The sequence below is a fragment of the Dolichospermum circinale AWQC310F genome (assembly GCF_000426925.1).
GTDB lineage: Bacteria > Cyanobacteriota > Cyanobacteriia > Cyanobacteriales > Nostocaceae > Dolichospermum > Dolichospermum circinale.
On sequence record NZ_KE384667.1, the window covers coordinates 13873 to 27074 of the forward strand.

The 13202-nt window shown below is 39.8% G+C and carries 11 protein-coding genes; 6 read left to right on the forward strand and 5 right to left on the reverse strand.

Annotation, left to right across the window (positions count from 1 at the left end):
• Positions 1-183: 183 nt before the first annotated feature.
• On the forward strand, positions 184-1026 hold the full coding sequence (locus ACIR310F_RS0103900; RefSeq protein WP_028082689.1) for a Cof-type HAD-IIB family hydrolase: 843 nt from the start codon (positions 184-186) through the stop codon (positions 1024-1026).
• Between the two features lie 248 nt (positions 1027-1274).
• Here the strand turns inward: ACIR310F_RS0103900 and ACIR310F_RS0103905 are convergent, their stop codons facing one another.
• The gene (locus tag ACIR310F_RS0103905; protein WP_028082690.1) at positions 1275-2150 is read right to left on the reverse strand and encodes a DALR anticodon-binding domain-containing protein; all 876 of its coding nucleotides are present in this window, start codon (positions 2148-2150) and stop codon (positions 1275-1277) included.
• Positions 2151-2462: 312 nt separating this feature from the next.
• Here ACIR310F_RS0103905 and ACIR310F_RS0103910 point away from each other — a divergent pair, with 312 nt between their 5' ends.
• Positions 2463-3191, forward strand: a complete 729-nt coding sequence (locus ACIR310F_RS0103910; RefSeq protein ID WP_028082691.1) for a Crp/Fnr family transcriptional regulator — start codon at positions 2463-2465, stop codon at positions 3189-3191.
• Positions 3192-3466: 275 nt separating this feature from the next.
• Here the strand turns inward: ACIR310F_RS0103910 and ACIR310F_RS0103915 are convergent, their stop codons facing one another.
• Entirely contained in the window at positions 3467-4888 is a 1422-nt protein-coding gene (locus tag ACIR310F_RS0103915) for an ABC transporter substrate-binding protein (RefSeq protein WP_028082692.1), read from the reverse strand.
• Between the two features lie 12 nt (positions 4889-4900).
• Between ACIR310F_RS0103915 and ACIR310F_RS0103920 the strand changes: the two genes are divergently transcribed.
• Positions 4901-5221, forward strand: coding sequence for a hypothetical protein (locus ACIR310F_RS0103920; protein ID WP_028082693.1), 321 nt, complete (start codon positions 4901-4903; stop codon positions 5219-5221).
• Here the strand turns inward: ACIR310F_RS0103920 and ACIR310F_RS0103925 are convergent.
• The 3 genes from ACIR310F_RS0103925 to ACIR310F_RS0103935 form a co-directional block, all read right to left on the reverse strand.
• On the reverse strand, positions 5179-6222 hold the full coding sequence (locus tag ACIR310F_RS0103925) for a PstS family phosphate ABC transporter substrate-binding protein (protein WP_028082694.1): 1044 nt from the start codon (positions 6220-6222) through the stop codon (positions 5179-5181). The genes ACIR310F_RS0103920 and ACIR310F_RS0103925 overlap by 43 nt on opposite strands.
• A 33-nt stretch (positions 6223-6255) precedes the next feature.
• A complete protein-coding gene (locus tag ACIR310F_RS0103930; RefSeq protein WP_028082695.1) occupies positions 6256-7635 on the reverse strand; it encodes a serine/threonine-protein kinase in 1380 nt (459 codons plus the stop codon).
• 148 nt (positions 7636-7783) lie between these two features.
• Positions 7784-8797 (reverse strand): LysR family transcriptional regulator, encoded by a 1014-nt coding sequence (locus ACIR310F_RS0103935; protein WP_028082696.1) that lies wholly within the window; start codon positions 8795-8797, stop codon positions 7784-7786.
• 242 nt (positions 8798-9039) lie between these two features.
• On the opposite strand from ACIR310F_RS0103935, the gene ACIR310F_RS0103940 reads away from it, so the two are divergent.
• The 3 genes from ACIR310F_RS0103940 (at position 9040) to ACIR310F_RS0103950 (ending at position 12973) form a co-directional block, all read left to right on the forward strand.
• A complete protein-coding gene (locus ACIR310F_RS0103940; protein ID WP_028082697.1) occupies positions 9040-9756 on the forward strand; it encodes an NnrU family protein in 717 nt (238 codons plus the stop codon).
• Positions 9757-10205: 449 nt separating this feature from the next.
• Positions 10206-10592, forward strand: a complete 387-nt coding sequence (locus ACIR310F_RS0103945; RefSeq protein ID WP_028082698.1) for a thioredoxin family protein — start codon at positions 10206-10208, stop codon at positions 10590-10592.
• Between the two features lie 302 nt (positions 10593-10894).
• On the forward strand, positions 10895-12973 hold the full coding sequence (locus tag ACIR310F_RS0103950; protein WP_028082699.1) for an NAD(P)H-quinone oxidoreductase subunit 5: 2079 nt from the start codon (positions 10895-10897) through the stop codon (positions 12971-12973).
• Positions 12974-13202 lie beyond the last annotated feature (229 nt).

Below are 13202 nucleotides of genomic sequence, written 5' to 3' on the forward strand. Positions count from 1 at the left end.
GAATCTAAAGTTGAATTTTCCTAAGTTATGAATATTAAAAGTATTATTGGATTTATATAAGTTTTAATTATGCTGTTAAATTTTGTGATAACTTCCGTACCATTGGGCAATTACGGGTAAAATACGGCGGGGTGCAGTTTGGTTTTCTGTTTTCATTGAAATTATTGCTAAAGACTTAAATTTATGCACAAAGCATCTGCTGGGGTAAATGATATTAAACTATTAGTTCTAGACATAGATGGGACAATTACTGGAGATTCTAATACTCTCAGCGTTACCGTCAAAGAAGTTATTGCTGCGGTACAAGCTAAAGGAATTAAGGTCGCTATCGCTACTGGCAGGATGTATTGTTCAGCTTTGCGATTTCATCAGGAAATTGGCTCTACACTGCCATTAATAGCCTATCAAGGTGCTTGGATTCAAGATCCGGGTAATGATAAAATTCACCGTCATTTACCCGTATCTAGGGAAATTACCCAACAACTACTAGAATACTTTGAACAGCCGGATTTGCGATCGCTCCTTTCGGTCCATTTTTACATCAATGACCAACTTTATGTGCGAGAAATCACCAAAGAAACGGATAATTATCAACAGCGTTGTGGTGTAACTGCTATTTCCGTCGGTGATTTACGTCAATTATTAGATCATGAACCCACTAAGATATTAGCTTTGTCTGAGGACGCAAATTTAACTCAACAACTTTTAGCCGATTTACGCCTTAGATACAAACCCACAGATTTGTATATGACAACATCCGTCCCCACTTTTCTAGAAGCTGCGAATACTCATGTTAATAAAGGTAATGCTGTCCGTTATCTAGCGGAAGAAATGCTAGGTTTAGAAAGTCATCATGTTATGACTATCGGTGATAATTTCAATGATGTAGAAATGCTCAGTTATGCCGGTATTAGTGTGGCTATGGGCAACGCACCGCCAGAAGTGCAAGCGATCGCTAATTGGGTAGCACCTAGTATAGAATTAGACGGTGCAGCAATAGCAATAGAAAAATTTTTACTTTCCTAGAAAGGTCAAGTGATCGGTTTTTGGTGGTTTTAATGCTTATTCCTTTGTCTGGTTGCGTCTTTGCGTGAGACAGGTTCATACTTTTATTAACCTAGACCACAGACTTGAGGATAAACACAAAAAAGACACCGACGACTGGCCGTGTTTCGTCTCGGTGTCCTTTTTGGTTCGCTCCTCACACGATCAACATTTTAGTTAAGGATATGTATTTTGTCAATAGATTTTCGAGAAGTTTTTGTAAAGATAAATTAGAGTTCTATCGGTGCAACTACCCCCAACTTGTCTTCTAACACGGATCTGAAAACCAACTGAGTTGCTACCAATAGTCCTAACCTAGCCTGGGCTAATGCTGGAGTCTGAATTTTTACTTCTCCCCAAATACGACAACTACCCCAGAACTTCTCAAAAGCTTGACTCAAATTCCCAGCAGCTTTTTCCCAGTTCAGAGAAATACTATCAGTACAAACTAAATCATCTACTAATTTTACTAATTCGTGCATCAGTAACATCTCATCAGCGTGATTAAGCAGAAGTTTTTGATCACCATTAAGTAAAGGTATCGGTTTCACGGAAAAATAACTTTTAGTACCTATTATATTAAGTACAATTAATCCATCTTTCTCTGCTAATCGTAATAAAGAACAACAGCGGGAATGGGCGTATTGAATTTTAAAAATTGTTAATGAATGTAATGAAATTTGTGATTGACGATTAGTGACTGGTAATTGGTAATCAAGAAAATTATTAATCAAGTCTCCATTTTCTGAAAAAACTATCAAATTTTGTAACCAAGCTGCTAAGGTAGAGTCAATGAGTTCTAAATAAATCCAACCAGGAGGAATTACCTTAACGCTAAATAAACTATGACTATTTTGGGATAAATGCCCAGCCATAGCCTGAGCAATTTCCATCGCGGGTAAATTCTGAGATTTTGATATCCCCATGGCCATGCCAGAGATATATAAAATTTTTTGATTATATCCTCCTTGATAGAGAGAAAATTTTCCACTTTCTATGCCTGTAATTCCCCTATCATTGGTAAAAACACTGAAGCAAGAGGCTAGATAACCGCTTATTAGCTGCTTAATAGCTTTGTTTTTACTAAAAAGTAGTTGATAATACACGTATTCCTTGTAAAAAATTTATGAGGTGCATCATTTTATCCTGTTCCATCTACCTTCAGATAGAAGTTTACTCTATGTAGATAAAAATAAGAGTAGGATAAAATTTGATGAATTAATGTATAGAAGATGGGTAAAGTTTAGTACCCTCGTTGTACAGTAGGAAGTATAAGAAAAAATAGAGAGCTAAATTGCTTTCTATCTTATTGGAAGACTAGCGCTATTCAGCGTTAACTCTACCCCGTTCAGACAAAGACACTCCTTGCACTGTTATGATCACGTCTTTGTTTTTTAGCCAAACGCTCTGTGTTACTTATGCAATCTCAATCCTCCTTTTCCGAAGCTTCACGTCCCTTCTTAACTTGGCAACGTATTCTTGACTGGGCCCAAGAACACTACCGCTGCCGCACCTTCAGTAAAGATGAGCGCATTCCAGCCAGACCTGGTTTGCTCTATTTAGTCCAAAGGGGCGCTATCCGCATGGTAGGAACTGCCCAAGTGGGTGCTACCGCCAGTCAGTTAACATCTAGAAGAATTAACAGAACTCCAGAAGAAGCCTTCTTGGGCTTTGTAGGGGCAGGACAACCCTTTGAAATTGTTGCCCAGTCCCCATTTACACTCCAGTCCTTTGCCCACGTTGACCAAACTGCGGTACTGTGGATGTACTGGCACGATCTAGACAACTGGCCTCACTTCCGTCGTGAAGTTATGGATGCGTTTAGATATCAGCATCAGCGCAAGTTACTCTGGTTAAGTGCTTTAGGGCAAAGACGTACAATTGACCGTCTCTTAGGATTTCTCACCTTACTGATTGAGGAATATGGCGAGCCTTCCATGAGCGAAACTGATCCTGATGTAATTCGTGGTTATTGCTTACCCTTCCCCCTCACTCATGCCCAAATTGGCAGTGCTATTGGTTCAACCCGTGTAACTGTCACTCGTTTAATGGGTAAATTACGTCAACGCGGCTTAATTCTTGCCCAAGGGGATAATTTAATTTGCCTACCCGCAGATGCTATCAATAGACCAGCTAATAATGGGTAGTTCAAATCTCGAAAGAGCAGCTTGATCAATGTTACCTGAGAGCTTGCCACTCTCGGACACACCAATAGCAGGTATCAGTGGATTTTGATAAACCAACTTTGGGTAATTAGTTCCTGAGCCTGCTCCTCATTTTCACTAATTTGTGGTGGTTAAACAAATTTCGGGTAATCGGGTATCATTAGAATTTCACTGAAATTGATCAGTTAAAAATTAGCCAAGTATTGCTATAGAGTTGAAATGCTCAATAGCTGATAATGGTTTTTACCCCAGTGTTTCTATTTTTCCAGAACCGGCTCAAAGTCGTACCCAGTCCGAGAGCGCTTACCAGGGACAATTTTCACCAATTGGACTGGCGTATTTCGATCTCCCGACGGTAAAAAACGAATTGAACTGCCAGCACCACTGGTGGAAAAGTCTGATGAAAGTAGTGTTTTTTGAATTCCAGAACGACTGGGATGAGTTGCTAAGGCGGCAATAAAGGCTTTTGTAGCATCATAGGCGGTTGCTGTACGCCAATTTACATCACTACCCCATAACTTTCTAGATTGGGCTGTAAATGGGGAATTAGGATTGCCATGAATATGCCAAGGAACGGCCACTACCATGGCTAATGCTTGCTCTGTGGCAATTTCTAAAGTTTTGAGGCTATAAACATCATCACCACCGAGTAAAATCAGACGTTTTTGATTTACTTGCACTACTTGTAATGCTTTATCTAGGGTTTCACCATTAGGAGCTAACATTAAAACTTCCGCACCTTGTTTAAATGCTTTCTCGATGCTAGATGAAGGGCTAAAATCAGCTTTAGATAAATCAAACTCACCTGAGATTTGTCTACCCTCCAAAGAAACAGAAGAAACAAACTCAGATTTTAATGACTGACTGTAGTTGCTTTGAGAATTATAAAAAACTGCTGCATTTTTTTTCCCCAAAGTTTTCACCATATAATTAGCTAAAGCTCTGGCCGCGACAAAATCACTAGGTAATGTGCGAAAAACGTAGGGACTAAAATTGGAAATTTTTACAGAACTACTAGTAGGGGAAATAGCGACTAGTTTGCCATCATCATAAACCTTCCCGGCGGCCAATGTTGCCTCACTGCTATAATGTCCAATTACTCCTAAAACTTCCGGGTTTTCTACCAAGGCTGTGGCTACCTGTTGACATATTTTCTGATCATCGTCATCATTAGCTATACCTACTTTTAACGGTACTCCCTTTACTCCCCCAGCAGTATTAATTTCATTTTGAGCTTGTGCAACACCACGCAATATTTCTAATGCCGTATTCGGGTCATTACCAATAGGTGTAGAGACAACAAGGGTATAGCTTTTACCAGAACCAATGCGGGCATTATGCAGATAAATCAGTGCCTCTGGGTCATTGGGTTTGATTTTTAGAGATGATGTTAAATTAGTGATTGCTTGCTGATAATTTTTATCAAAAATAGCTTTAGCAGCATCTTTTTTGTCTGGTAAAATATCATCAGAAATTAAAATTTTTTCTCCAAAACTAATTCGTTGTGCAATTGATTGATTTCGGTCTTTCCATTGATGATAATTCAGCTTATTTTCACTATTTATTGCTAAATTATCAGAGGATTTCGGATTAGTAACAATAATGAAAAAACACCAATAACCAAACCCCAAAAGTAGGGGTATGAAAATAATAGGGAGTATTTTGCCTTTCCATTTCATAAGTTTTTTCTGATGGTGGTCAACTGGACTGCATTTAATTTGGATAATTATAACGGGCAAGATTTGGATAATTATAACGGGCAAGATTTGGATAATTATAGCGGGCAAGATTTGGATAATTATAGCGGGCAAGATTTGGATAATTATAGCGGGCAAGATTTGGATAATTATAGCGGGCAAGATTTGGATAATTATAGCGGGCAAGATTTGGATAATTATAGCGGGCAAGATTTGGATAATTATAGCGGGCAAGATGCCCGCACCACAAGGTTTAGGGTCGGGTATAAAGCTCATTTTATGCTCACAAAACCAGCTTTTTCAATCAGTTCTTGACCTTGAGGTGTTAATAACCAATTTGCATAAGCTTCTCCAGCTTGTTGATCTGATTGAGCATTTTGTTTGATTATTACAAATAAGTTGCGGGTGATTGGGTAATTTCCATTGCGAAAATTCTCGGTGCTCAACTGGTTACGCTGATTTGGACATTGAGACTGAGCTATTTCTGGTTGTTGATAAGGTGTGACAAATTGCCCCTTTGTCCTTCCAATTGGTAGGGATTTAACAGTACATTGAGGAACGATTTCAGGAGCCGAACCGTAATAAATTCCCCCCGGAGTATTGGCTATTTTTCTCAGGGCTTCTGTGGTTGTACCAATGTAACTAACATTGTTACCAAATTTATCTTTGTTAAGAACATATTCGATAAAAAAATCCACTGTACCACCAGCTTCTTGACTGCGAGATAAGGGAATAATAGGTAAATTTGCACCACTTAATTTTTGCCAGTTAGTAATTTTACCAGTGTAAATATCTTTAATCTGGGCAGTGGTTAATCCGGGGATATTTAAGTTATGATTAACTGCGATCGCAATACCATCAATTGCTACGATAATTTCTTTTAATCTGAATCCTTTTTGTTGCGCTTGGCTAGTTTCTTCTAATTTAATGGAGCGGGAAGATTGAGTAAAAGCTAGTTGATTATCTATTAACATTTGAATCCCAGTACCCGAACCTGGGTCATTAGAAAGTGGTTGTATGTAACGTAAAACAAACTGAGGACAAATTCTTTGTAGTACAGAATCTACGTCCTTACGAATAGTAGCCCAGGTGGTACTACCACCATAACTAAAAATCCCTTGGGGAAGATTAGGGACGTTGCAACTAGTTACTGAATTGGTAAAGGAATTTTGGGAATTATTACTACTAGAAGTAGATGTCATATTTGAACTAATTTTTGCCCAACGTTCCATTAAAAACCAGGAACCAACGAATATTAAACTAATGGTAGCAATCAGAGATAAAAAAAGTGGAAGAGTTTCTTTTTTGGGAGACATAAGTTTGTGGTTTTGGGGTTAAGGATATTTTTTCTAAAGCAGGGAAGATAATAATTTATAAATGAGCTTAAATAAGGTTATTGATATTATTGAAATTAAGGCCGCACCCACAGCTAAAATAATTATTTGTTCAATACCAATACTTCCTCGTGCATAAGGGATAAAAAATATAATTGTCAAACTGATTGCGGGGATAATTAGCAAATCAAATTTTTCCAGCCAGCGTCTAGTTTGAGCAAAAATTAAACCAGTCAAAATCACAACAGAAATTAGAAAAGTGATGATAATATTTTTGGATAAACTGAAAAAAGCGATCGCAATTAATGCCCCTTCAAATCCACTAAAAGCAGCCCCAGATAATAATTCCCAAATAGTAAAAGTTGGTTGATTTGATGCTTGGGGCTGAATTGGTTGTGGATGAGGTGGTTGAGTTGGGGGTTGTGGTGGTGTTGTTGGTGCGACCGAGGGAGGAAAAAGAGCCTCTAGCACCGCCTGTGCTGACTGAAAACGCTCACTAGCAGCAGGTAGGAGCATTTTATCTAAAATATCTGCCAGTCGCGGTTTCAGGGTGATTTGCGCCCGCCATTGCCATTGATTTGTATAGGCATTAAATAGCTTAGTGCTTTCTTGACCTGTCAGTAACGTTAATAGAGTAACAGCTAAGGCATACAAATCTGTAGATGGAAATACTTGACTACTGTTCATTTGTTCTGGAGGTGCAAATCCTAAAGAATAAATGCCCGTAGAACTAGGGGACGCATTAGCAATTAACTTAACTGCACCGAAATCTAGCAAAAAGAGCTTACCATCACGACGACGCATAATATTGGAAGGTTTAATATCTCTATGGATAATATTTCTGTCATGAATAAACTGGAGAACTGGGAGAATTTCTTTGAGTATTTCCATAACTTTTTGTTCAGAAAAGTTGCCATGTTGAATTAATTCTTCCTCTAAAGTTTGCCCATGAATATATTGCTGAACTAAATAAAAAAACTGCTCTGGTTTATTTATTTGTAAGCTTTGTGAACTAGGAACTGTAATCGTAAAAAAAGCAAATAAATTAGGTATTTGCGGATGTTCATTACCTATTTTTTCTAAAACTTCTGCTTCTTGTGCAAAGAGAATTTTGGCTTTTTCTAAGGCTTCTTCCGTTAAATTACTGCTGGGCTGAAATTGTTTAATCACACATTGACGCAAACTGGGAGTATCGCGGTCAATTGCTAAAAAAGCCGCACCAAAACCCCCCTGACCCAACAGTTTAATTGGCAAATATCGGTCACGTAAAATCAGCGGCATACCGCAGGTAATACAATATTTCTGCTGTACTGTCTTTAAAGTTTGAATATCATCTAAATCAGCAAAGTGATTTTCGGGACGTTGACAGTGGGGACGAGTGCAGTGGACTTGCATATTATCTTTAGTCAGTGGTGATTAAGCTGTTACGCATTTAAACTGGATAATTACTGTAATTTAGGTATTTATGCAGTATCAAATTAATAAATTAAGTCTGATTTAGTCCAGTAGTCATTAGCAATTAATCTAATGACACTGGAATCATTTAACTGCCATCAGTAGGGTTGGGTGCTGCTAAATCTAGCGTATTTATAACTAGATCCATCTCTGATAACTTTAACATATCCTGAATCCAAACCGGGTTAGCAAATTCAGGTAAGATCTCCTGACTAAAAGCCTCTGCTGCTTTGGATCTATAACGGCTAGGGTTAAATATTAGCCAAAGTGTGCGCTTTACCACAACATCCTGGATAGGTGTTTGATGGAGAACACCCATTTGTAATTCTTTAGCAATGGCAGAAGTAGAGACAAAGGCAGCACCTAAGCCAGACTGGACAGCATTCTTAATTGCTTCTATGGAATTAAGTTCCATTTCCAACTTAAACCGCCTGGTGTCAATATTACAACGTGCCAGCACCTGGTCAATAACTTTGCGGATGGTTGATTGGGAGTCGAGAGCAATGAATTGTAGTTTATATAGGTCTTCTTTTTGGATTGTTTCTAATTTAGCAAAGGGATGGGACGTGGGTAAAATGAGTGCCAATTCATCCTCAGCATAAGGAATAGTTTTTAAAGACTCCCCCAATTCAGTGGGAATTTCCCCACCAATGATCGCCAGATCAATCTGGCCATTGGCAACACTCCAAGCGGTGCGTCTGGTAGAATGGACGTGCAATTGCACAGCCACATCTGGATACTTTTGTCGGAATAAGCCGATCATTTTCGGTAAAAGATAAGTACCAGTGGTTTGGGACGCGCCGACAATTAATGTACCACCTTGAAGATTTTGTAAGTCCTCAATAGCGCGACAGGTTTCCTGACATAAACTGAGGATTTTTTCCCCATAACTCAGGAGTAGATGTCCCGCCTCTGTTAATTGAGCGCGACGGCCTCCCCTGTCAAATATGGGAACATCCAATTGCCTTTCCAGGTTTTGAACTTGCAAACTGACAGCCGGTTGGGAGACATAAAGACTATCAGCAGCCCGCTTAAAACTCCCTTCTTGGGCGATAGCTTTGAGAATACGTAACTGATCTAATGTAAAAGGAAGGTCAGACATAAGGCTTAACCCAGAAATTTGGATGTATGAGTAGCTGGAAAAATAAATCGGGGTGAGTAGCTTTGTGACTAGTCATAATTTAGGCAATAGTTAAATTTAAAGAACTAACTAAAACACTTACCACAACATATTGACAGAAATCCTTTCGTGTATAATCTGTTAAAATTCAAGATGTTTACCCAATGTTTACCCATAAATAGTAACTTCTTTCGTTTTTGAGAATGTTAAATTGAGTTTTATCTATCATGCCCAATTCTTGGTTTACTCCCAGTCATTTTGTCATACTAGGGTTACAATTAGTTTTCGCAATTGCCCATAGTGGAGGTGCTGCTATGCGTCCTTGGGCTGAAAAATACATTGGACCGCGGCTTTATCGCATTTTATTCGCATTAATCAGCTTACCCTTAGCCGTGCTATTAATTGTTTACTTTTTTAATCATCGTTATGATGGATGGCAACTTTGGCAGGTACAAGGTATTCCGGGAGTAGGAACATTAGTTTGGATATTGTCTGCTGTATCTTTTTTGTTTTTATATCCTGCTACCTTCAATTTACTAGAAATTGCCGCTATTCAAAAGCCCCAAGTTCATCTTTATGAAACAGGGATTATCCGTATTACCCGTCACCCGCAAATGGTGGGACAGATAATTTGGTGTGTAGCCCATACTCTTTGGTTAGGTACTAGCTTCACCCTTGTTACCTCAATAGGTCTGATACTACATCACCTCTTTGGAGTATGGCATGGAGATCGCCGTTTAAGTCAACGCTATGGAGAAGCCTTTGCACTTCTCAAACAGCGGACTTCTATTATTCCCTTTCAAGCAATTATTGATGGCCGTCAATCTTTAAACTGGCAAGAATTTCTGCGTCCTGCTTATTTAGGAGTTGCCATTTTTACTGGTTTATTATGGTGGTCTCACCCCTTGTTATTCCTGGCAACAAGTAGGATAATGTGGTAGTTTCGTCTGATCCCCAAGATTAACAAAAAATATAAATTTAATAAAATTTTGTGATCATCACTTGCTACCAAAACAATGTAGGATAAATTTCAGCATCTATCATGAGACTGTTTTTCACTAAGGTGGAAAACAGGATTTGTTCCTCAGTCTCAGGCAGAATTTATCCCCGTAAACAATAAGTAGCTTTCTACCTTGGTAAAAACGGGAAATAAACAGCAATGTATGAACTACAGCAATAGACGCTATCAACATTGTCAAAGTTTTATAGGGCGGTAGTAGTCAATAGCAATCAAGATTTGAACATTGAGAACAGCCAGCGCGACATTGACGGTGGTTTATTTCTCTACAGAAAAATCTAAAAATCAGATGTTCTTTTCATGACTTACCAATTGCTGCTACTGACCATTGTTTTTGTTTTCATATAAAAACCTTATATTCCAAGAGGCATCATGGTGTTTTCGGTCAGTGAACGGACATTTAATCAAGAAGTTTTGGCATCCCCAGTTCCCGTTTTAGTTTACTTTGAAGCACCCTGGTGTGCTTTATGTCGCGTTATTCATCCGCTTTTATTGCAATTTCAAGCCCAATGTGGTGATGAAATTAAGTTAGCCGGAGTCAACGCTGATCAAAATTTCAAGTTGTCTAATACCTATCGCCTCAAATCCCTACCGACTTTACTGCTAATTGAAAAAGGAATAGTCAAGCAACGCTTAGAGGGTTTTTGTGGTAGAGACGATTTACGTCAAGCCTTAGAAGCAATTCAACTTACTTACAACATCACTAATAAAACTGACACTGGCATAAAAACAGCCGAATTAGAATACAACAATGTATAATTAAATATGACTAAGGGTAAGTAACAAAAGACAAAAAGCAGAAGTTTTTAGAAATTTTATAGCCCCAAGGCTGACTGTTAGGCTATTTTAGAAGCGTAAGCAGTACAGTAGGCTCAGTAAGCTATTTTAATTGATTTGGTGCTTGGTGAGTCCCAAATCTAAAACCATGCTTAACACCCCACTCAAAGGGTATCGGGTGGAGTATTTTATCCTCAAGGGTCTGTGTCACAATTACTAACAGTTCTGATTCTTCAGTTAACTCACCCTTTGTTTGTACAGAATTCTAAAAGTAGGCGTTAGTGATGGAATTAATCTATCAGTATGCCTGGCTGATTCCAGTATTACCTCTCTTGGGAGCAATGCTAGTCGGTCTAGGGCTAATCTCGATCAATCAGGTGACAAACCGCCTGCGACAATTAAATGCTGTAGTCATTATCTCCCTCATGGGAGCTTCTATGGTTCTGTCGTCGGCCTTGCTGTGGAGTCAAATTCAAGGCCATGCACCTTACCTCCGCACCCTAGAATGGGCAACAGCAGGAAATTTTCACCTGACTATGGGCTACACTATTGACCACCTGACAGCCTTAATGCTGGTAATTGTCACCACAGTAGCAGTTTTGGTGATGATTTACACCGATGGTTACATGAGTCATGACCCCGGTTATGTGCGGTTTTATGCGTATCTGAGCTTATTTGGCTCTTCCATGTTAGGTTTGGTGGTCAGCCCCAACCTGGTACAAGTTTACATTTTCTGGGAATTGGTGGGGATGTGTTCCTACCTCCTGGTGGGCTTTTGGTATGACCGCAAAGCCGCAGCGGAGGCCTGCCAAAAAGCATTTGTTACAAACCGGGTCGGTGACTTCGGCTTATTATTAGGCATTTTGGGGCTGTTCTGGGCGACAGGAAGCTTTGATTTTATGGTGATGGGCGATCGCCTATCCAACCTAGTAGAAACTGGCTCTATTAGCAATTTCCTCGCCATTGTGTTGGCGATTTTAGTCTTCCTTGGACCTGTGGCTAAATCAGCCCAATTCCCACTCCATGTCTGGCTACCAGACGCAATGGAAGGTCCTACACCGATTTCTGCCCTCATCCACGCAGCGACAATGGTAGCAGCGGGTGTATTCCTCATTGCCCGGATGTATCCAGTATTTGAAAATGTGCCAGCAGCAATGAACGTAATTGCTTTTACTGGCGCATTGACGGCGTTTTTAGGGGCAACTATCGCCATTACCCAAAATGACATTAAAAAGGGTTTGGCTTATTCCACCATTTCCCAACTCGGTTACATGGTCATGGCCATGGGTGTGGGTGCTTACAGCGCCGGTTTATTCCACCTCATGACCCACGCTTATTTTAAAGCGATGCTATTCTTGGGTTCTGGTTCGGTAATTCATGGTATGGAAGCAGTTGTTGGTCATGACCCTGTATTAGCGCAAGATATGCGCTTAATGGGCGGACTGCGGAAATATATGCCCGTGACCGGTTTCACATTTTTGATTGGCTGCCTGGCCATTGCAGGGATTCCTCCCTTTGCTGGTTTCTGGTCAAAAGATGAAATTCTCGGTGCGGCTTTTGCTGCTAACCCCTTCCTGTGGTTTATTGGTTGGGTGACAGCAGGAATTACAGCTTTTTATATGTTTAGAATGTATTTCTCAACATTTGAGGGTAAATTCCGGGGTAATGACGAGAAAATCAAGGTAAAACTCAAAAATGCCGCTGCTGCTTTAGCACAGAAGTCAGGTACAGCCGAATTAGCTCCTAATTTCGGTCCTGGAGCGATGAAAAAGGGAGAATTAGATAGTCACTCCCATGACTCCCACAGCCATGAGCCTCATGAGTCTCCTTGGACAATGAGTTTACCCTTGGTGGTCTTGGCTGTTCCTTCTATGTTAATTGGTTTGGTGGGTACTCCCTACGCCAATTATTTTGAGCAGTTTATCTTTCCTCCTAGCGAAACTTTAGCTGAAGTGATGGAAAAGGCTGCGGAATTTGACCCCCATGAGTTTTATGTCATGGCGGGTAGTTCTGTGGCGGTTTCTGTGATTGGGATTACTTTCGCGGTGCTGATGTATTTGGCTCGCAAAATAGATCCGAGTGCGATCGCTAAAAATATTCAACCACTCTATGATTTATCCTTGAATAAATGGTACTTTGATGATATTTATCATCGTGTCTTTGTTCTCGGTTTGCGTCGTGTGGCTAGACAAGTTATGGAAGTTGATTTCCGCGTTGTTGACGGCGCTGTTAATCTCACGGGTTTCTTTACTCTTGTCAGTGGTGAAGGTTTGAAATACCTGGAAAATGGTCGGGTTCAATTCTATGCTCTGATCGTTTTTGGGGCTGTTTTGGGCTTGGTGATTTTCTTTGGTGTTACCTGATTTTAATGGGGCGGTTTGTCCGCCCCTGGATTGTTTTTTTTGCACGCAGAGGCGCAGAGACGCGGAGTTAATGAACCACGAAGGAGCGAAGGAAGAAGGGAAGAAGTTTGTAGGGTGCGTTAGGAGCGCGAAAATGGTATTAAATATAGATAAAGTTATAAAAGCGAAGTAAGCCACATTAATTCATGAAATTAAATTATTGTCTGAATCAGGATATCCAGGATTTAAG

Bases quoted from the DNA above. Each gene is read 5' to 3' on its own strand.
- ACIR310F_RS0103910 (WP_028082691.1), top strand. From the start codon at position 2,463: ATGCAATCTCAATCCTCCTTTTCCGAAGCTTCACGTCCCTTCTTAACT.
- ACIR310F_RS0103930 (WP_028082695.1), bottom strand. From the start codon at position 7,635: ATGCAAGTCCACTGCACTCGTCCCCACTGTCAACGTCCCGAAAATCAC.
- ACIR310F_RS0103950 (WP_028082699.1), top strand. From the start codon at position 10,895: ATGGAATTAATCTATCAGTATGCCTGGCTGATTCCAGTATTACCTCTC.
- ACIR310F_RS0103900 (WP_028082689.1), top strand. From the start codon at position 184: ATGCACAAAGCATCTGCTGGGGTAAATGATATTAAACTATTAGTTCTA.
- ACIR310F_RS0103915 (WP_028082692.1), bottom strand. From the start codon at position 4,888: ATGAAATGGAAAGGCAAAATACTCCCTATTATTTTCATACCCCTACTT.
- ACIR310F_RS0103925 (WP_028082694.1), bottom strand. From the start codon at position 6,222: ATGTCTCCCAAAAAAGAAACTCTTCCACTTTTTTTATCTCTGATTGCT.
- ACIR310F_RS0103920 (WP_028082693.1), top strand. From the start codon at position 4,901: ATGGTGGTCAACTGGACTGCATTTAATTTGGATAATTATAACGGGCAA.
- ACIR310F_RS0103945 (WP_028082698.1), top strand. From the start codon at position 10,206: ATGGTGTTTTCGGTCAGTGAACGGACATTTAATCAAGAAGTTTTGGCA.
- ACIR310F_RS0103935 (WP_028082696.1), bottom strand. From the start codon at position 8,797: ATGTCTGACCTTCCTTTTACATTAGATCAGTTACGTATTCTCAAAGCT.